Raw genomic sequence first — 19,115 nt, forward strand, 5'->3', positions numbered from 1 at the left:
GTTTTTCTTGACGTGATACAAAATGGTACGACTTTAAATCGAGAGTTTCTCGTTAAACGATCTCAGCGTATCGAGAACGTTGGAACGCACGTGGATAAACTCGGTAATACCCTGAGCTTTCAAATCGTCCATGCAGGCGGGGGCACCGGCTACGACAAACAGGGCACGGCCGTCGAGCAGCTTGAAGGCCTCGGGGGCGTATTGTGCATATTCGTCGTCGCTCGAACAGAGTACCACGATATCGGCCTTGGCTTCGAGAGCGGCATCGATACCGGCCTGTACGGTTTCAAATCCGAGGTTGTCGATAATCTTGTATCCGGCACAAGCAAAGAAGTTGGCCGAGAATTGCGAACGGGCCAGACGCATGGCCAGGTTACCGATGGTGAGCATGAACACCGACGGACGTTTGCCCGAACGCTCGGTAGCCAAACGCAGAGCTTCAAAGTCGCTGGCGGCGCGTTTGGTATTCAGCACGGGGAATTCGGGTTCGCAATGGTGGTCGTCGTGTTTGCCACAACCGCAGCCGCAAGCCTCGCCTTTGGTAATCTTGTCGCCGGCCACTTCGTTGAAGTTGGGGTACTGGTTGGTACCCAGCAAAATCTCCTTGCGACGGGCTACATTGGTGTGACGGGTTTCGGCCGAAGCGTTTACCTGATTTTGTACGAAGCCCTCTTTCACGGCTTTGTAGAAACCACCTTTGTCCTCAACTTCGAGGAAGAGTTTCCAGGCCTGCTCGGCAATCGAAACCGTGAGGGTCTCTACATAATACGAACCGGCACCCGGGTCGGTAATGCGGTTGATATGCGACTCCTCTTTCAGCAGCAGTTGCTGGTTGCGGGCCAAGCGCTCCGAAAAATCATCGGGTTCCTTATAGGCCTTGTCAAAGGGAGTCGTGGTGATTGAATCTACACCGGCCAGGGCAGCCGACATGGTCTCGGTCTGCGAGCGGAGCAGATTGACATAAGCGTCGAAAACGGTTTGGTTGAATTCCGAAGTCTGGGCATGAGCCTTCATCTTGCAGGCGCAATCGCAAGCCGGATTGTATTGTTTTACAATCTGAGCCCACAACATGCGGGCTGCCCGGAATTTGGCCAATTCCATAAAGTAGTTGGACGAGATTCCGAAATTGAATTTGATTCGATTGGCCACCTCGTCGACGGTCAAGCCCTTTTCAGTGAGGGCAGCCAGCCATTCGTTACCCCAGGCGAGGGCAAAGCCCAACTCCTGCGAAATGAACGAGCCGGCGTTGTTCAGCATCACGGCATCGACAGCCAGCACTCTGAACAGGGGCAACTCTTTCACGGCGGCGATGATGGCAACAGCCTGATCGGCATAGTCGGCAAAATCGCGACCTTTGGTCAACATGCGCTTAAACGGATTGAAACGGATAGAACCCGAAATCTTGGTCAAATCGGCACCTGTCGTTTTGAGGTAGGCGGCTACCGTCTCGGCAAGTTTCACTGTGCTTTTCATGCAAGAGGAGAAGTTCAACTCGACTTTCTCCACATCGATACCATGCAGCAAAGTTCCCAGATTTTCCACCGAAATCAAATCTTTCGAGAGCTCGAATCCCAGCGACTCGACACCCTTCGTGAGGATATCCAAAGCCTTGGCATTGGCCTCCTTGACATCGGTCACTTTAATATCCTGACGCACCAGCCAGTTGTTGTCGGTACGCGTACCCCGTACGTAGGGATATTCGCCGGGAAGCGAATCGGTCGTGTGCAGACCGGCAATGTCTTCGGCACGATACATGGGGTTTACATTAAACCCTTCGTTGGTCCTCCATACGAGTTTCTTGTCAAAATCAGCCCCTTTCAGGTCGGCAATGACCTTGTCTTTCCATTCTTGCGTGGAGACCGGCGGGAACTGGTCAAACAGTTTTTCTTTACTTTCTGCCATAGTTGTTATTAGTTAAGTTGTTTAAGCCAAACTATTTTTTATTGGTTTATTTATAAAATGTGTCAAGCACCAAATCTCTATGCCCGACAACCGAGAACAAAAGTAGTATAAATAGTTTGAAATAAAGAATTTTTTCTGTAATTTTTATACCTGTCATTCCCCTCCCTGCAAAAGACTTTTCCACAAATAAGGGAGAGCTCTCGAACCCCTTTTGTATAAAGGGATTCGGGTAACCCGATTCTCATTTTTTTTGTATATTAGTAACAGGCAACCTACCATAATAGGTTGTTCAGATTTAATCATTTACACATCGATCTATATGAATGAGGGTAAAAAACTGGTCTATTCTGGCGATCTGCTGCGAAAATTTCTGCATCAGAAAAAGCTTACATACAAGGAAGCTGCCAAAGAACTGGGATTAGACAAGAATACCATAGGCAAGGCTGTAAGAGGTGGAAACATGAATATCAATGTGTTACTGAATATAGCCAACCACTGGAAAATTCCTATTACCAATTTCTTTACATGGGTCAATAATGAGGAGTGCGGAGAATCCTATTTTATTAGTTCGGCCAAATATCAGGCATGGCAGGAAGATGAGGATTCAACTGTTTCCGAAGCCTCTAAAATCTATAAAAATATTAAAAATTCATCAATCGAAAAACCTGATTTGATTGCTTCCAAACGACAGGAAATCGAACTCCTGCAAGAGCTTATTCAAAACTATCAGAAGAGAATCGAGTTGCTCCAACAAGAGCTACAACATCAAGGACAGTAGTCCCTACCCTACCATCTCTATTTCGTAAAATCGACCGGCGCTATTTTCCCCATCAACGACACGATTTGAGACTGACGCCTTAACATATACCCCGAAGGTGCAGCCGAATTGAAACGTCGAGGATTGGGCAACGTAGCGGCAATAAGAGCGCATTGCGAGCGTGTGAGCCGGGATGCCGACTTGTGAAAGTGCTGCCGGGCTACCGACTCGACCCCATAGATGCCCCTGCCCGTCTCTATCGAGTTGAGATAGACCTCCATGATACGCTCTTTCCCCCAAAAGAGTTCGATGAGTACGGTAAAATAGGCTTCCAATCCTTTGCGCACATAGGAGTGACCGGGCCACAGAAATACGTTTTTGGCGGTCTGCTGCGTAATGGTGCTGGCGCCGCGCGGACGCTTGCGGTGCTTGTTCTCCTCGATGACTTTCTTCAACTCCTCGAAGTCGAAACCGTGATGGGTCATGAACCGATTATCCTCGGAGGCTATTACCGCCATGGGCATATGGCGCGACATCTTTTCGATGGGGACCCACCGATGATGCCACTCGACCTTCTTGCCATCGGCCAACTGCTCGACTGTCCGGATTACCATCAACGGGGTAACATACACGGGGATAAACCGGTACAGCAGCACAACGAAGACGGTCGACAGGAAGAAGAAGAGGACTATGCGTTTTGTCCAACGCCAAATGGTACGCATCATAATTTCATCAATCTTTTATACACTCGACCCGGGCCCATCGGTTTTTCTCGGCGTGACCGGCCAGGCGCAGCCCCAGCCGCTCGGCCTCGGCCTGTATCGCGGGAATGTCTTCCACATAAAATCCGCTCATGAACAACCGCGACCCGCTCTTCATGTGTGCGACGTAGGCATGCATGTCGGCCAACAGGATATTGCGGTTGATGTTGGCGAAGATAAAATCGAAGGTCTCCGGCTTCAACGCCTCGACACCACCCAGGCGCACCTCAATATCGGGCAGGTGATTCAACCGCACATTCTCCACGGCATTCTCGGTGGCAAACTCGTCGATGTCGACCGCCACAATAGGCGAAGCTCCTTTCATGCCGGCCAGTATGGCCAACACAGCCGTACCACACCCCATGTCGAGTACCGAACGACCGGTGAAATCGGTAGCCAGTATGGCTTGCAGCATGAGGGTAGTCGTTTCGTGATGTCCAGTACCGAACGCCATCTTGGGGTCGATGAGTACATCGTAGCGGGCCTGAGGCACATCTTTGTGAAAGGTGCTGTGTATCACACATTCATCGCCCACGACAATGGGCTTGAAGTAGTTCTTCTCCCACTCTTCGTTCCAGTCCTTCCCTGCCACGAAAGTGACTTGCCGAGAAAGTGAAACGCCGTCGAGGGGAAAGCGGTCCAACACGGCTTCAAGCTCTGCTTCGTCGTATTTTCCCTGCGGAACAAAAGCGGTCACCCCCTTCTCGTCGGGGACAAAACTTTCGTAACCGATTTCACCCAGCATGGCAGCCAGCACATCGGTGACCACCTCGCTACACGGCTCTGCATCGAGCCGCACCTGCATATAGTCGTTCATAGTTTATCGTTTCTCCCGCATGGCTTTCTGAGCACGCGGATAGAGCACATCGCGCACAAAAGCATAACCGGGATATTTATTCATGATAGTTTTATACATGGACAACGCCTGTTCGTAGTGCTCATTTCGTTCGTTGACCACCCCGATGGTTACCAGCAACTGCACATAGAGCCAATGATGTGCATTGAGCGAAGCATTCTTCTCCATACTCTGACGGGCATGCTGATAGCATTTCAACCCTTCGGCCTTATCGCCGCCAAACATACCAGGCATGTAGAAGAGTATGTTGCCATACAAGATAGAGACCCAACTGTCGTTGGGAGCGAGCTTGTAGGCCTCACGTGCCGAAGAGAGCATGGAGGGTGCCAACGTGGTCGCCTTCAAGGGGGAAAGAGCGATTTTAAGACCCAGCAAATTGGCATACAGGGCCTTGAATCGGGCATCTTGCGGATATAGCTTCTGATATTTTTCCGAGAGAGCCAATGCGGTTTTCAGATAGTTCTGCGCCTCGGTTTTCCGCTTTTTGTCGACCAGATGGCCCACCAGTCCGTAATAACCGCACAAGATTTCATGACGACCGTCGAGGGTCGCACACGACTTGTCGGCACTCATCTGTGTCAAGACGGCGCCCCACTGCGGAATCTTCTGCTCGATAAACAGGTCATACAACTTCTCGCGATAGTCAGCGAGCGAAGCTCCCCTCACGGGCAATTGTGCAAAAGCCACGCAAAGGAGCAGCAGACATACGATTCGTTTCATAATTAATCCTCCTCTGTACGAGGGTGCAAAGATAGGCAATAAAACCCGAAAGTGAATATCCTGCGGAGCAAAAATAGGGTTTGCCTCCCTACCCGACTGCTCGAAAAGGCCTTAACGGGCATCGGTGATGCCATACATGAGCTGGTCGAGCAAGATGGGTATATCGCTCGACGAGATACCGGCCGAGACGAGGTCGGGAATATCCTGCTTGAAGTTGGCCAGGAATTTGGCCGTATTGCCACCGTCGAGTTCGATGCTGCGCCGATAGTAGTCGATGGCCTGCCGGATATGCCCCAGCGAAAACTCTACATGCCCGGCATTGAGGTAGTCGAGGGCGGTGGGTTTCCCGGCCAGAATCTTCGCGTAATAGCGACGGGCCTGCTCCTTCTTCCCCACCAGGAACGAACACCAGGCAATCGGCTGCCAAGCCTTCCCGCCGTCGGGGTCGAGGTAGTCGACCTTGAAATAGTATTTCAACGCCTCTTCATAATCCTTCTGCTCGACATAGCAGTGGCCGATATTCATCTGCACCGACAGGTTATCGGGCTGTATCTTCTCGGCCCTGTGATAATACGAGAGGGCCATCTCGGGCTTCTTCAAATTGCGATAACAGGTTGCTATGCGGCGAATGGTCCAGAAGTTGTCGGGGGCAATAATCTCGGCTTTGAGGAAGGCTTCGAGGGCCTCGGCATATTCGCCCTGCTTCTGGTAACAGAAGCCAATCTTCTGGTACACCTCGGCGTCGGAGTGATAGGTAGCCGAGAGTCGTTCGAAGAGTTCGAGGGCCTCGTCGTAATATCCCCGACGAAAATAGTATTCGCCAATGAGTCGCAGGCTCTCCTGCCCGCTTAACAGCGGTTCCAGAACCGACACATGCAGCAGGTTGATGTGGCCGGCAAAGGGGTCGGTAAACTCCGAGCGGCGGATATAGAGCTTAAAGAAGCGGTAAAGGTCCTGGATATACCGGTTGGAGATGTTCTCGCGGCTCTTCTCCTTTTTCATCAGCTCCTCGTTGGCCATCTCCTGCATGGCAGCATTCTCGGCACCGAACTGGCCCATCATCATCTGACGTTGCGACTCGGGCACCTGCGACAGACTCAGGCAGAACGAGTATTTGTCAGAGTTGCACAACAGGGCCGAAGCCGAGAGCATCTTCTTGAACCGCTCACCCCCCTGGCCGTCCAACAACCCCGACAGCGCCGTGTGCTCGGGATTAAACGGCAGGAACCAGTTCTGTATCGACTGGAAGAAAGGGAAACTTTTCAGGTGCGAAAAGGTGCTCATGAAGACATCGGCACCCTCCATCTGCAAGTCGGTCAACTCCTTCAACTTGTCGGCAATACCGGTCTTGTCGAGCATATCCTGCCACTCGGGATTCTCTTCGAGGGCATTGATGTCGTTCATCAAATCTTCCTGTTTGATTTTTTTGTAGAGCGACGGTCCCAGCTTCATCATCTCGGGCAGCAGCTCCTCGGTCATCTTGCGGGTAATCTTCTCGGTCTCCTGGGTCTTGATCAGTTGCAGAAAGACGGTGCGCACGTCGCCCTTGAAACGGGGCTCCTCACCCAGCGCATCGATACGGTGCTGCACCCGGGGGAAAAGCGACAGCCGCTCGCGATAGATATACATCACAATCAGTGCCGCACAGAGCGAGCGCATCTGTATCTCGGGCGACTCCTGCCGGTAGCCGTCGAGCAAGAGGAGCAACTTCTCCTCATCGAAACGGTGCAGCAGATTCAGCAACAGGGCCGAAATCAACAGCCCCACCAGGTCGTCGGGGAAACGGTTGGCATAGAGGGCATCGCGCAACGTGGCGTAGTCCTCTTCACGAGCCGGATAGTTGGTCCACACGTCCATAAACAGGATACCGGCCTCCTCTTCCACCCGACGTTTCAACGATTTCAACTTGGCGGCGTCCTGCTCCTGCCCGCTCAACAGCGAGGCCAGCGAGAGGTCGTTGAGCGCCTGGTCGCAGCGGTCGCACTGCGAAGCTAGTGTCTCGTTGGCCCGACTGGCCGTCGCGTAACGTTTCCAGCCGTAATACTGGGTAGGCGACACGGGGGCCGCCAACTCGTCGGAGACCCGATCGGTGAGCGCATAGGCCGATACCACCAGGTGGTCGTAGATGCGCTTACGCTCGGGGTCCTCCACCCCGTCGAGCATGTATTGTATCATGTATTTATACGACGTCTCCATCTCGTTGAGCTTGTCACGGCTGAGCCAGTCTTGCAGTTCGGTAATCAGCACAGCCAGTTTGCCGAAGGCATCTTTCAAACGGCGCTCGGCCAACAAGGCGTATATCTCGTATTGTTGTTTGGCAATTTCGGTTGTAATCATCGGTGCAAATCTAAACGGTAGTAAATTTACGGAGCTTTCTCCAATATAACAAACTTAGCCTGCAAATAGTGTGCCGCAAAAAGGTTATTTCGTTTTTACATTTTCAGGCCCCACGTTTTCCCGAAAATCGCCTGACGGCCTGCCATTTTTGCATCGGCGTCATCGCTCGCCAAGAATCTCGTCCGTCCAAAATTTGTTTCTCCCCGGGCTTTGCACTATCTTTGTCAACATCATGCAGCATTTTGCATGACTCAACCGATTTATACACCTATATTATGATACAACGCATTCAATCGATTTATCTGCTGCTGGCCGCTGCATTGATGGCCACGTTCCTCTTCTGTCCCATCGCCCAGTTCGATACTCCCGACGGGCTTTACAGTTTCACCGCGCAAGGGGTATCGACCGTCATGGCCGAGCCTGCCGCACAAGCTGCCGAAGCGGGTGCTACGATTGCACGCACCTCGGTATTCACACCCACATGGGGTGTATTTGCCCTGGGGACGATTATTGCCGTATTGTCGATTATCGCCATCTTCCTTTACAAAAACCGACCTACACAGGCCCGCATCTGCATGATCAACGCCTTCTTCCTGGTGACCTTCTACGTTGTCATCTTCCTGAGCGGTTATACCTTCCACGGCGACCTGGCTGCTACCCACACGTCGTGGACGGCCTACCTCATCATGCCTTTCGTCGCTCTCGTGCTTGATGTTCTGGCCTACAAAGCCATCAACAAGGACGAGCAACTGGTGCGCAGCATGGACCGCATTCGCTAAATGCCGAGCTTCTCTTTCAGGAACCGCCCCGTGTAGGAGGCCTCGCAACGGGCCACCTCTTCGGGTGTGCCGGTGCATACGACGTATCCGCCCTCCTTACCCCCTTCGGGCCCCATGTCGATAATGTGGTCGGCACACTTGATGACGTCCATGTTGTGCTCGATAATCACTACGGTGTGTCCGCGCTCGATCAGCTGGTTGAATGATTTCAGCAACGTGTTGATGTCGTGGAAATGTAACCCCGTAGTGGGCTCGTCGAAGATGAAGAGTGTGGGTTCCTGCCGCTCGTTGCTGAGGAAGAAGGCGAGCTTGACCCGCTGGTTCTCACCGCCCGAGAGGGTCGACGACGATTGTCCCAGCTTGATATATCCCAAGCCCACATCTTGCAGCGGCTTCAACCGCTTGACAATGCGCTTCTCCTGACTGCCGTCAACCTCCGAGAAGAACTCGATGGCCTGATTGATGGTCATGTCGAGCACGTCGCTGATGTTCTTGCCCCGATATTCTATTTCGAGCACCTCCTGTTTGTAACGTTTTCCATGGCAGGCCTCGCATTCGAGCACGATGTCGGCCATGAACTGCATCTCGACCGTGATGGTACCCTCGCCCTTGCACTCTTCGCAGCGTCCACCCTCGGAGTTGAACGAGAAATACGAAGGCGAAAATCCCATCTGCTTGGCCCCCTGCTGGTCGGCAAAGAGCTTGCGTATCTCGTCGAAGGCTTTCAGATAGGTGGCAGGATTGGAACGGGTCGATTTTCCGATGGGATTCTGGTCGACAAACTCGACCGCCTTGATGCGGTCCATGTCGCCCGTGAATCGGGAATAGGTCCCCGGCATCTCACCCCCCTCGCCATAGTAGCGCAGAAGTCCGCGATAAAAGACATCGCGCACGAGCGACGATTTGCCAGAACCGCTCACCCCCGTGACCACCGTCATGACCCGGAGCGGGAATTTCACGTTGACCGATTTCAGATTGTTCTGGGCAGCCCCTTCGACCTCGATATACTGGTTCCATTTGCGACGGGTAGCTGGCACCTCGATCTTGCACTCGCCGGTCAGGTAGCGCATGGTGTAGCTGCGGGTGGCCTTGGGCAACCGGGAGAGGTCGCCCTGGTAGACCACCTCGCCTCCCAGCCGACCGGCCAACGGACCGATGTCGATGATATAGTCGGCTGCCCGGATTATCTCCTCGTCGTGCTCGACGACCACAACCGTATTGCCCAGCTCCTGCAACTCGCGCAGCACTTTGATGAGCAGATGCGTGTCGCGCGAATGGAGCCCGATGCTGGGCTCGTCGAGGATATAGAGCGAACCCACCAGACTGCTGCCCAACGACGTGGCCAGGTTGATGCGCTGGCTCTCACCGCCCGAGAGGGTCGACGACAGCCGGTTGAGCGTGAGGTAGTCGAGCCCCACCTCCTGCAAAAAGCGTATACGATTTCTAATCTCGGTCAACAATCGCTTGGCGATGGCCGAGTCGTGCTCGTCGAGTTGCAGTTCGTCGAAGAAGGTTTTCAGTTCGCCGATGGGCAGATTCACCAACTCGGTAATGGAGCGGCCCCCCACCTTCACATATTCGGCTTCGGGTTTCAGACGGCTGCCCTTGCACACCGGGCAGGTAGTCTTGCCCCGGTAGCGGGCGAGCATCACCCGGTACTGTATCTTGTACTGGTTGGCTTCGAGCATGGCAAAGAAACCGTCGATTCCTTCGAAGTCGCCGGCTCCGTGCCACAAAATATCTTTCTCGCGGTCGGTGAGCTTATAGTAGGGGCGATGTATGGGGAAATGCAACGCCTCGGCCCGACGAATGAGTGCGTTTTTCCACTCGCTCATCTTCTCGCCCCGCCAGCACATCACGGCATCGTCGTAAACCGAGAGGGTCTTGTTGGGCACCACCAGGTCCTCATCGATACCGATGACCCGCCCGAATCCCTCGCACTCGGGGCAGGCCCCCACGGGGTTGTTGAAGTTGAACATCAAGTCGCTCGGCTCGTTGAAGGTGATACCGTCGGCCTCGAAACGTTTCGAGAAGTTGAACTCCTGCACCCCCTCGGGCGTGTGCATCTGAACGGTACACTCGCCATTCCCCTCGAAGAAGGCGGTCTCGACCGAATCGGCCAACCGACTGACGGTGTCGTTCTCGTGCGACACGCTCAACCGGTCGATTACCAGGCGCACCTTCGAAGCTTCGGGCAGAGTGTCACCGCCCAACAACTCTTCGATCGACACAAAGCAGCCGTCCACCTCGACCCGCGGGAATCCCTCCTTCTGCAAGATTTGCAACTGTGTCTTCAAGTCACGCCCTTCGGGAATCGACAGGTTGGTGAGCAGGGCAAAGCGCGTACCGTCGGGGAATCCGAGGGCACAGTTTACCACGTCGTCCACCTGGTGTTTCTTGACCAAGGTTCCCGACACGGGCGAATAGGTCTTCCCGATACGGGCATAGAGCATGCGCAGGTAGTCGTAGATTTCGGTCGAGGTACCCACCGTCGACCGCGGGTTGCGCGTGTTGACCTTCTGCTCGATGGCTATGGCTGGCGGTATGCCCTTGATGTAGTCGCACTCGGGTTTACTCATACGTCCCAGGAACTGCCGGGCATAAGCCGACAGGCTCTCGACGTAGCGGCGCTGCCCCTCGGCATAGAGTGTGTCGAAGGCCAGTGACGATTTTCCCGAACCCGAGAGCCCCGTGATGACAATAAAGCGGTTGCGAGGTATCTCTACATCTATATTTTTCAGGTTGTTGACTCGTGCCCCTTTGATGAAGATTGACTGTTCAGACATAATTTCAGGAATTCTTTTGACTGCTCTGCCTTCTGTCGCACGGGCCCAACGGCTCTCTTCCATTACCGCCCCGACACGCCACAGATTGAAGGGATACCCCCTTCCCCGCAAAGCGACTGCAAAGATACGAACTTTCGCGATACGTGATTCGGGTACCTACCCTCCTTTATAATTTTTTGTAAAACAATTCATAAAAGCAAAATTCCCGGGCCGTCGGCTAACAAAATTCCAATTCTTTTGTTATCTTTGGAGTAGATAGGACAGGACGTGGAACGGCCTACACGGAAAAGGTATTTTTCGTTTGCCACTCGCCTCCTCTTATCTCTTTATAGTCTCATTAAAAAACAAAGATTATGAAAGGTCTTAATTTACTGTTTGCATTCCTCGGCGGAGCTGCCGTGGGTGCCATGGCCGGTATCTTGTTTGCCCCTGAAAAAGGGTCCGACACAAGAGCTCGCATCTGCAAGATGCTTCACGACAAGGGAATCCGTCTGAAAAAAGAAGAGATGGAACAACTCGTCGACCAAATTGCCGAAGAGGTAAAGGGTGTGAAATAATTCGCACCGCTGCAACGATGAGGATATCAAGGCTCACCTACGCCGGTGGCTTTGATACTCTCATCGGTATGTATTATTGATTACTCCTCTAATCCCAGTCATTATGCCCGATACTACCGAAAACGCATTGAAGAGACTATTCGACGAAGGCAAGAAATACCTCACCCTGCAAATCGATTATGCCAAGCTCACGGCTACCGAAAAACTATCGGTAATCCTGGGCATGTCGGTGCTGTTTATCATTATCCTGGTCCTCGCCGTAGGAGCCGGCATATACCTCTCCTTCGCGCTGGTCTATCTGCTGGAACCGCTCGTGGGCATCGTGGGCAGCTACGCCCTGCTCGGTGCCCTGTTCCTGTTGCTCATCGCCCTTGTGGTCATCTTCAAGCAACGGCTCATTCTCGCCCCCATCACCCGATTCATCTCACGTGTCCTGCTGGACAGCGACAACGACTCAAAGCCTCAATAACATGAACAAACCGACCTCACATTCAAAAGGGCTCACGCTCGAAGAGATTGCCACCCGTCGGCAGGCTCTCAAAATCGCTATTGCCGACCAACGAAAGGCTGTGGACGAAGCCTATCGCCAAGTCGTGTCACCCTTCACCGAAGCCAAGTCGGTCACGAAATATATCGGCAGCAACCTGCTGAGCGGATTCACGCTGCTCGAAAGTGCCCTGTGGGGATTCCGACTGGTCTCCCGCATCGTCCGCATGTTTCGTCGATTCCGCTGATTGATTCCCCGTTATCCCCAAACACAGTCCCAACCCTCTGCGGCCTAATTCCCCAGTCCGAATTTCCACACACCGACCGACTGTCAATCCATCGCCCCCCCCTTTAATTAACGCCGCAAGCAGGTGTTAATCCCCCACATCGGCTAAACCTTGTTGAAAATCTTCTGTTTATACCATATAAACGGAAATGTGCAACAACCATGAAATTAGTACGATTAATCGGATACATAGCCCTCGGATTGAGTTTGGCCGGCTGTAACGGGAAATATGAAATTGCGGGGGAAACCAGCCTCCTGCCCGACGGGACCCTCCTCTTGCTGCAAAAGTTGAACCAAGAGCATTTTGAAATCATCGACAGCGCCGTGGTCAACGGTGGACACTTCGCTTTTCACGGTCGTCAGCGGGAACCGGCCGTCGCCATACTGGTACCCGACAACGAGCGGGCTTCAACCTTCCCCCCTCTGCTGCTTGCCCTTCAACCTGGCACAATACAGGTTTCTATCGATTCGGTGACTCAAATAGGCGGAACACCCTTGAACGACCGACTGCAAGCCTACGAAGAGAGGCGACAGTCGTTCGACCGGCAAATGCAGACGATTGCCCGGCAATATCTGAACGATTACCTGTCGGGGCAACTGACCGACAGTGCCTTCCTCGCCCTGAAACAAGATTTTGAAATCGAACAGAAGGGTCTCGAAAAGATTACCCGGGAGTATATCGCAGCCAATACCGACAACGTGACATCGGTCTATCTCTTCCTGCAAAACAGTTTTCTCTTTACTCCCGACGAGCAACGGCAACTCATCGCCAACGCAGCACCGGCCTTCCGAAAGAATGTGGCCATACGCAAAGTGGCCCGCATGCTGGCCCGGCTCAAAAACGTGGCCCCCGACATGCCCTACATCGACCTGCCCCTGCAAACACCCGACGGACACGAAGCCTCACTCTCGCAATATATCGGGAAAGGGCGCTATGTACTGCTCGACTTCTGGGCCTCGTGGTGCCCGCCCTGCCAACGGCAAACGCCCTACCTGAAACAACTTTACAACCGATATGACAAACAGCGGTTCTCGATTGTAGGCATCTCGCTCGATACCGACCGCAGCGACTGGCTCGACTACGTGCGAGCCCACCAGATGAACTGGCCGCAACTGGGCGACCCCAAGGGGTGGGACTCCGAAGCCATTCTCTCGTATGTAATCCAGGGTATCCCCCACCTCGTGCTTATCGGCCCCGACGGAAGAATCGTGGCCAATAACCCTTCGGAATCTGAACTGAATACTCTGCTTTCAACCCGGCTCAAACCATTATAAACGGATCAACTTATCTGTAAGTATATTAAAATTTTTCATTATATTTAATCCACTGAAAATCAGTATACAACATAAAACACCTTGCAATGGTTCATTCCATTAATAAAAAACAGAGAATATCCATCTATATCCTTATTCCCGATTCAATTTCGGTTACAAACCAGAAATGCGTATAACGTTATACATATGATTTCTATTCCATGTAATTCCGTCAACGGGTATACAGCATTATTTCGTTTTTTAAAAACAATTTTAAAAAATAAATTTCTAAATTTGCATGCTTATTAAAAGTAATATATTGTTATGTGGAAATTTATATGCACAGCGATGTTAATCATCGCCTTGGCAGCTTGCCACACAAATAAAAGTATGTCAAAAACAGAGCATACGGTCGTGACGACCGATTACACCCTGCCGCAAGAGGTATCCGCATCAGCCTCATTCCGCATGTTTTGGGATACCTGGACCGCCGATCTCAAACAATCGGGTAAGACACTCGACGAGTATGTCCCCTCGGAACGGCTGATTCAGCGATTCGTATTGCGGCCGCAAAACGGAGAATATCTCGTGACGGGATTTCTGCACACCAACGACGAATTTAACGTCGACGCACTCACCCAATTGGGAGGATACGGCGTGAAATACAACAACTCGATGTATAGTTTCGCCATTCCACTAAGAAGCCTTCCCCAATTTGTGACCCTGCCGGGCATTACCTATATCGAGGCAGCTTCGCCCGTGCGCAACCGATAACCTATTGAACCAACAACTATAATCACTAAATCGATGAAAAAGGTTTTACTTTCGTTTTGTTTATTAGCGGCATTCTGCCAACCGGGATTGAATGCCGATGTAAAAATGTCGCCATCGACCCAAAACTTTTTGCACAGTTACGAAACTACAACAGCGGCCAAACGCTCGATGTTAAAGTCGGTATACGCTGTTTCACAAAACAAGAATCAGACCGTCGTATCGGCCTTCCTCCATCTCAACGATGAAAACAACCTCGAAGGGCTCGAAGAGAACGGCGTAGTCATCAACGCCCAATATGGCACCATACTCTCGGTTCGTATTCCGGCCGACAATCTGGAAGCCGTATCCCAGTTACCGGCTGTAAAATATGTCGAAATCGGTCGTCCCGTGCGCAAACTCATGAACAACGTGCGCAGCGCGGCATTCACCAATGCCGATGCACTGCATGCCGGAACCGGACTGTCGCAGGCCTACACGGGAAAAGGTGTCGTAGTGGGTATAATCGACGGCGGGCTGCAATACAACCATATCAATTTTTATGACTCGCAGAGTAACGAACTGCGTCTGAAAAGAGTGTGGAATCAAAACGTGATCGGTAATGCTCCCCAAGGATATCATTATGGCACCGAATATACCACTCCCGAGGAGATTGAGGCAGCCCAATACGATGACAAGGAAGAGACCCATGCTACCCATGTGACCGGTATCGCTGCCGGTGCCTATAAAGGAAACAGCTACTACGGTATCGCTCCCGATGCCGACCTGGTATTCGTGAGCTACAATCTGGCCGACAACAGCAGCAGCAACACCAGCATCACCGACGGTATCAAATACATCTACGACTACGCCGAATCGGTAGGAAAACCCTGCGTCATCAACATGAGTCTGGGGCACCACTTCGGTCCTCACGACGGTACGTCTACCTTCGACCGCATCTGCGACGAGTTGCAGGGCGAAGGCCGGCTGCTGGTCGGTGCCGCCGGTAACGAAGGCGAGATGCCCATACACGCTCAAAAGACCTTCACGGCCGATGACACAACCATGAAGAGTCTGGTCGAAATTACTCCCTATTACGGATATTGGATAAGCTCCATCGATATTTGGGGCGATGCCGACAAGGATTTCACCGTTAAGGTAATTGTCTACGATAAAGTCAATGACAAAGTGGTATATACCTCCGATGCCTTCTCAACAACCACAGGCATAAGCAGAGTAATCAAAAACCCCTCAGGCTCTCTCGGCGAAGTGACTGTTGGCGCAGCAACCGACCCCAACAACCACAAAGGGAACGTGACCCTCGATATCGTATTGGAATCGTTGAAAAACAACTACTACATCGGGTTCGAGGTATCGGGCAGCGAAGGGACCACCATAAACTCCTGGACCGATGCCTCTTATTCGTGGTTCTACGACTCGGGTAATGACGAGTTTACCAGCGGCGACACCCACTCGACCATGGGTGAAATCGGTGGTACCGGCAAACGAATCATCTCGGTAGGAGCCTATACAAGTTGCAACAACGTCGTGCACTATTACAGCTCCTTGTACAACCGCTCGGGACGAACCCTAAACCAACTGGCCTCTTTCTCGAGCCAGGGTCCCACAATCGATGGACGTATGAAACCCGATATTACTGCCCCTGGCACAATGCTCGTATCGTCGCTCAACAGTACCACTTGCCAACGTGGAGGATCGGAATACGAACATGTAGTTTCTATAGAGAATATAGACGACACCAAATATTACTACGGCTCAATGGAAGGAACCTCGATGGCTGCACCTGTCGTGACAGGTACGCTGGCTACCTGGTTGCAGGCCCGACCGACCCTTACCCCCGAAGAGGTGCGTGAAGTCTTTTCCAAAACGGCCAAGACCGACAACTATACCGGTGAGATTGCCGGTGTGGGCGACAACCGCTGGGGCTACGGCAAACTCGATGCCTATAACGGGTTGATTCAATGTATCAATCTCTCGGGCGATGTCTCGGGCTTGGACAAGGTGGGTGCTCCTACCCACCCGATGGTCTATCCCAACCCGGCCACAACCGAATGCCATTTCCTGTTGCCGAACGACGACCAAGGGGTGAGCGTGGCTCTCTACTCGCTCAACGGCTCGGAGGTTTATCGCCAGTATGTGGGCGATGTACAGGCCGGTGAGCAGACGGACGTCGCCCTGGACGGTATTGCTCCGGGCATCTACCTCATGCGCATTACGGGCGAAAAGGGTCTCGTCACAACCAAGTTGACCGTGAAATAACAACCTGGGGCAACCATAACGAAGAGGGGGCGGAAAGAATCTTTCCGCCCCCTCTTCGTCTCTATTTATTCCGCAACCAGACTACCGGTCAAACTCCCGCTGAAAAGCGATACGCTCGTCGCCGTTGGCCAGATAAATGATACCGCAACGGCTGAATCCGTGACGAATGAGCAACTCCTGCATCACCCGGTTGTCGCGGTGGGTGTCGATGCGAATGTTATCCACGTAGCCTCGGCACCAATCCAAACAGGCTGCAAAGATACCGCCCACCTTACCGGCCGATGCAATGCGATGAATTACCCCGTAGGGCTTGTCGTTGAGCCAGGCCCCATCGTAGATGGTCGCATAGGTGGGTTCGGGTGCCGTCCCATAGCGAAAGCAGAAGGTTCCTACAATCGACTGCGTGTCGTCGAGGCAGACAAAACTGCTGTCGGTGGCGATGTCGGCTTCGAGAATCTCGCGCGAAGGGTAACCTCCCGTCCACTGGTGCAAATTGCCGTTCTGCCGCATGAAGCGCTTGGCCTGCTCATACACGAGCATTACCTGCTCGATGTCGTCGATTGTCGTGGGTCTTATCCTCATATTGCCATGGTTTATAGGTTATCGCGACGCCAGGTCGTCATAGAGTTTTTGCAAATAGGCCTTTCCACGCTTCAACCGCACCTCGTTGCTGTCGTTCCGCTCGATGAGTACCGACTGTGCGGCACAATCGTAGACGGCAGCCCCGTCGCGGTCGATGTAACCGAAACCGTCGGGGAAAGTATAGTAGGCAAATCGGGTACGAGTCGTATCGGCCACATTCTTGCTGAATGTGAAATCGTCGTAAGGCACATGCAGCTGAGCCAGAAGCGTGGCGGCCAAATCGGTCTGCGACATGTAATCATCGACTACCCGCGGCGCACGCACGGCTCCACCCGTCCACACCAAGGGAATATGGTGATACTCGATATCGTGATTCTGCACGTTATAGGGGTAACGGAAGGCGTGGTCGGCCACGAATACCACCAGCAGGTTGTCCCACACGGGGAGCTGTTTGAGCCGGTCCACAAAGTTGCCCAGACAGCTGTCGGTATAGGCTACCGAATTCAGGTACTTGTCTTCGAACCGCTGCATGGGGACATCGAACGGCTCGTGGCTACTGAGCGTGAGAAACATCTTCATAAAGGGCTTCCCCTCGGGCTGCTCCTTGACGAGGCGATACACCTCGTCGAAGGTCACGTGGTCGGGAACTCCCCATTTGCTCAACCGCTCGCTCAACGGGAAATCACTGTCGCACACGATGCGGTTCATACCCATTGATATAAAGTAGGAGCGCATGTTGGTAAAATCGGCATCACCGCCATAGATAAACTGGGTATCGTAGCCCTGCTGCCGCAGCGATTTCGATATGGCCGGGAGCGACTGCGACTTGGAGGGATATTTCATAATCGAGGCCGTGGGCTGCGCCGGATAGCCACTCAAAATCGAAGTGAGCCCCCGGTCGGTCCTGAAACTGTTGGCATAACAGTGGGTAAAGAGAATACCCTCCGACGCTATCTGTTCGAGCCGGGGCATCACCCCCGAGAGGCCGCCCAGACTCTCCATGGTGGCTCCCGAGAAACTTTCGAGCACCACCAGCAACAGGTTGGCTCCGGGCTTTACCCATTGGGCCGAGTCGGTAGGGAAGACCGAGGGTCCCCCACCCTGCAACGGCTCGAAAAGGGCATCGGCCTCGGCATCATCGAAAAAGCGATATTGCGACGAAAAGTCCTCCGACTTGGCAAGCGACGACATCAGGCTGAACACCGGGTTGATGGCGGCATGATTCAACTCCATGCGGTCACTGAAATAGGCTTTGCCCACATTCATGGTCGAGACCGTGAACCCGCCCCGTATGGGGATAAACAGGGTCGCCGTAAGCAGCAACAGTGCAACCAGCGAGAGCCAGGGCCTGCGCGGTTTTTCCCATTGCGGAATCCACCCCGACCAGCACCACAAGGGCCACACGAGCAGCAGTGCATAGACCACGATGAGCAACAGAATCACCGCCGTCTGCCAGACCGGAATACTGGCCACGGCATCGGCCGGCGAAGCCAGATAGAAAAGCGGCGTGGCATCGATGCGGAATCCCCAGAAACTGTACAGCACGGCATCGCCCAGGGTGATGGCCGAAACGACCACGGCTATCAGCACAAAATAGATGCGGAACACGGACTTCCACCAGGTGCCCCGCAGACAGGCCGTCGCGGCGGTGAACAGAGCCGGCAATACCGTGAGATAGGCCGCCATCGACAAGTCGAGTCCCCGCCCGTGCCACATCACCGCCAGCCACTGCGACAGTGGCGTATCCCCGTAGAGGTCCCAATGATAGAGCATGAAAAGGGGCTTCTGCACGACAAACATGATGAAAAACCAGCAATAGATACCTATCAGGAAATAGAGGCGTCGTTTCATATTCGGCTAAAATTTATGGACTGTAAAAGTAATATAAAAATGCCCCCCGAGGCGAAAACAGAACCTTGAAACCCATTGTTTAATATTTATTAAGGGTCGAAGATTAGTTAGAATGATTATAATTCGTGAACTTTGTTACCGTTACCAATTGTATCACCTAACACAGTAGTA

General features: G+C 52.8%; 16 protein-coding genes. 8 read left to right on the plus strand and 8 right to left on the minus strand.

Annotation, left to right across the window (positions count from 1 at the left end; all coding sequences use genetic code 11):
- Positions 1-33 precede the first annotated feature (33 nt).
- Entirely contained in the window at positions 34-1,902 is a 1,869-nt protein-coding gene (mutA, locus tag BARVI_RS01900) for a methylmalonyl-CoA mutase small subunit (protein WP_025277602.1), read from the minus strand.
- Positions 1,903-2,221: 319 nt separating this feature from the next.
- Here mutA and BARVI_RS01905 point away from each other — a divergent pair, with 319 nt between their 5' ends.
- Complete coding sequence (locus BARVI_RS01905) at positions 2,222-2,680, plus strand: helix-turn-helix domain-containing protein (protein WP_157232467.1); 459 nt, start codon at positions 2,222-2,224, stop codon at positions 2,678-2,680.
- A gap of 17 nt (positions 2,681-2,697) precedes the next feature.
- Here BARVI_RS01905 and mtgA read toward each other — a convergent pair whose 3' ends face one another.
- The 4 genes from mtgA to BARVI_RS01925 form a co-directional block, all read right to left on the minus strand.
- Positions 2,698-3,384 carry a monofunctional biosynthetic peptidoglycan transglycosylase gene (gene mtgA / locus BARVI_RS01910; protein ID WP_025277604.1) on the minus strand — a complete coding sequence of 229 codons (687 nt, stop codon included), beginning with the start codon at positions 3,382-3,384 and terminating at the stop codon, positions 2,698-2,700.
- A gap of 7 nt (positions 3,385-3,391) precedes the next feature.
- A complete protein-coding gene (gene prmA / locus BARVI_RS01915; RefSeq protein ID WP_025277605.1) occupies positions 3,392-4,237 on the minus strand; it encodes a 50S ribosomal protein L11 methyltransferase in 846 nt (281 codons plus the stop codon).
- A 3-nt stretch (positions 4,238-4,240) separates the two neighbouring features.
- Positions 4,241-4,996, minus strand: a complete 756-nt coding sequence (locus BARVI_RS01920; RefSeq protein WP_157232469.1) for a hypothetical protein — start codon at positions 4,994-4,996, stop codon at positions 4,241-4,243.
- A gap of 111 nt (positions 4,997-5,107) precedes the next feature.
- A complete protein-coding gene (locus tag BARVI_RS01925; protein ID WP_025277607.1) occupies positions 5,108-7,333 on the minus strand; it encodes a tetratricopeptide repeat protein in 2,226 nt (741 codons plus the stop codon).
- 275 nt (positions 7,334-7,608) lie between these two features.
- Between BARVI_RS01925 and BARVI_RS01930 the strand changes: the two genes are divergently transcribed.
- Positions 7,609-8,112: a DUF4293 domain-containing protein gene (locus BARVI_RS01930; RefSeq protein ID WP_025277608.1), complete on the plus strand. Its 504-nt coding sequence runs from the start codon at positions 7,609-7,611 to the stop codon at positions 8,110-8,112.
- Here the strand turns inward: BARVI_RS01930 and uvrA are convergent.
- Entirely contained in the window at positions 8,109-10,898 is a 2,790-nt protein-coding gene (gene uvrA / locus BARVI_RS01935; protein WP_025277609.1) for an excinuclease ABC subunit UvrA, read from the minus strand. The two genes, BARVI_RS01930 and uvrA, sit on opposite strands and share 4 nt — an antisense overlap.
- A gap of 353 nt (positions 10,899-11,251) precedes the next feature.
- Between uvrA and BARVI_RS01940 the strand changes: the two genes are divergently transcribed.
- From BARVI_RS01940 to BARVI_RS01965, 6 genes are all read left to right on the plus strand, one after another.
- The gene (locus BARVI_RS01940) at positions 11,252-11,455 is read left to right on the plus strand and encodes a YtxH domain-containing protein (protein ID WP_025277610.1); all 204 of its coding nucleotides are present in this window, start codon (positions 11,252-11,254) and stop codon (positions 11,453-11,455) included.
- A 103-nt stretch (positions 11,456-11,558) separates the two neighbouring features.
- Positions 11,559-11,924: a phage holin family protein gene (locus BARVI_RS01945; protein WP_038534234.1), complete on the plus strand. Its 366-nt coding sequence runs from the start codon at positions 11,559-11,561 to the stop codon at positions 11,922-11,924.
- A 1-nt stretch (position 11,925) separates the two neighbouring features.
- Entirely contained in the window at positions 11,926-12,189 is a 264-nt protein-coding gene (locus tag BARVI_RS01950; protein WP_025277612.1) for a hypothetical protein, read from the plus strand.
- Between the two features lie 200 nt (positions 12,190-12,389).
- On the plus strand, positions 12,390-13,502 hold the full coding sequence (locus BARVI_RS12850) for a TlpA disulfide reductase family protein (RefSeq protein ID WP_051401063.1): 1,113 nt from the start codon (positions 12,390-12,392) through the stop codon (positions 13,500-13,502).
- A 369-nt stretch (positions 13,503-13,871) separates the two neighbouring features.
- Complete coding sequence (locus tag BARVI_RS01960; RefSeq protein ID WP_157232471.1) at positions 13,872-14,255, plus strand: hypothetical protein; 384 nt, start codon at positions 13,872-13,874, stop codon at positions 14,253-14,255.
- Between the two features lie 168 nt (positions 14,256-14,423).
- On the plus strand, positions 14,424-16,511 hold the full coding sequence (locus BARVI_RS01965; protein WP_025277615.1) for a S8 family peptidase: 2,088 nt from the start codon (positions 14,424-14,426) through the stop codon (positions 16,509-16,511).
- Positions 16,512-16,592: 81 nt separating this feature from the next.
- Here BARVI_RS01965 and BARVI_RS01970 read toward each other — a convergent pair whose 3' ends face one another.
- Complete coding sequence (locus BARVI_RS01970) at positions 16,593-17,093, minus strand: hypothetical protein (RefSeq protein ID WP_025277616.1); 501 nt, start codon at positions 17,091-17,093, stop codon at positions 16,593-16,595.
- 18 nt (positions 17,094-17,111) lie between these two features.
- Positions 17,112-18,944, minus strand: coding sequence for an LTA synthase family protein (locus BARVI_RS01975; protein ID WP_025277617.1), 1,833 nt, complete (start codon positions 18,942-18,944; stop codon positions 17,112-17,114).
- Between the last annotated feature and the right edge of the window lie 171 nt (positions 18,945-19,115).

The organism is Barnesiella viscericola DSM 18177, from assembly GCF_000512915.1.
GTDB lineage: Bacteria > Bacteroidota > Bacteroidia > Bacteroidales > Barnesiellaceae > Barnesiella > Barnesiella viscericola.